Origin of the sequence: Tistrella bauzanensis, from assembly GCF_014636235.1 — a bacterium.
In the GTDB taxonomy this organism is placed as follows: Bacteria; Pseudomonadota; Alphaproteobacteria; order Tistrellales; family Tistrellaceae; genus Tistrella; species Tistrella bauzanensis.
Window position 1 is genome coordinate 1 of the sequence record NZ_BMDZ01000178.1, and the last position, 1,314, is coordinate 1,314.

1 protein-coding gene is annotated in these 1,314 nt (G+C 63.7%); it reads left to right on the top strand.

The features are described 5' to 3' along the window. Window positions 1-74: 74 nt before the first annotated feature. The gene (locus IEW15_RS25430) at window positions 75-1,175 is read left to right on the top strand and encodes an IS5 family transposase (RefSeq protein WP_188583328.1); all 1,101 of its coding nucleotides are present in this window, start codon (window positions 75-77) and stop codon (window positions 1,173-1,175) included. The last annotated feature ends 139 nt before the right edge of the window (window positions 1,176-1,314 follow it).

The following is a 1,314-nucleotide window of genomic DNA, read 5'->3' on the forward strand; positions in this document are numbered from 1 at the left end:
CAGGCTGCGGAAAAATCCTTCCCTCATTTTATCCGGCGTGATTCGATCGCGTGGAGCTTTGTTAGGGGGAGATGATGCGGGGCAGCGACATTCGCAGTGACAGCCTTTTTTCGTATGTGAGTTGCGAGGCCCGTGTCCCCGCGACGCATCCGTTGCGTCCGATCCGGTCGATGGTTGACGAGGTTCTGGAGGTTCTGTCGCCTGATTTCGAAGGGATGTATTCGAAGGTGGGGCGTCCGTCGATCCCGCCGGAGAAGCTGCTTCGGGCGCTGCTGCTGCAGGCGTTCTACTCGATCCGGTCGGAGCGGCAATTGATGGAGCAGATGGATTACAATCTGCTGTTCCGGTGGTTTGCGGGCCTGTCGATGGATGCGGCGATCTGGGACGTGACGGTGTTCACCAAGAACCGGGACCGGCTTCTGGCGGGTGATGTCGCGCAGAAGTTCCTGTCGGCGGTAGTGGCGCAGGCCCGCGCCCGCAACCTTTTGTCGGACGAGCATTTCTCGGTGGATGGCACGCTGCTGGACGCCTGGGCCTCGATGAAGAGTTTCCGGCCCAAGGATGGGGGCGACGAGCCGCCGGGACCGGGGCGCAATGCCGAGCGCGATTTTCGGGGCGAGAAGCGGTCCAACCAGACGCATGCCTCCACCACCGACCCCGACGCCAAGCTGTACCGCAAGGCCGATGGCCAGCCCTCGCGCCTGGCCTTCATGGGCCATGTGCTGATGGAAAACCGCAACGGGCTGGTGGTGGGCGCCACGGTGACCCAGGCCACCGGCACGGCCGAGCGCGAGGCCGCCCTGGACCTGATCGACGGGCTGAAGCCCAGGGGCCGCATCACGCTGGGTGCCGACAAGGCCTATGACGTCCAGGCCTTCGTCCAGGATTTGCACACCCGCACGGTCACGCCCCACATCGCGCGCAACGAACAACGCAAAGAGGACGGAACCCTGCGGCGCAGCAGCGCCATCGACGCACGCACCACCCACCATCCCGGCTATGCCGTCAGCTTACGCATCCGCAAGCGCATCGAGGAGGTGTTCGGCTGGATCAAGGCCGCCGCCGGCTTGCGCAAAACCCGTCATAAGGGTACAGACCGCGTCGATTGGGTCTTTGCCCTCAACGCCGCCGCCTACAACCTGATCAGGCTGCCAAAGCTGATGCGCGCTGCCTGATCACACCCGGACTCCGCCTCAAATCGCCGGAGAACGGGAAAAATGGCCGCAAATCCGGCCCGTAACCCCGCACAAGCACCCTCAAACGACGCTGGCAGACGGGGAAAGGGGCCAGATAGATGGATTTTTCCGCAGCCTG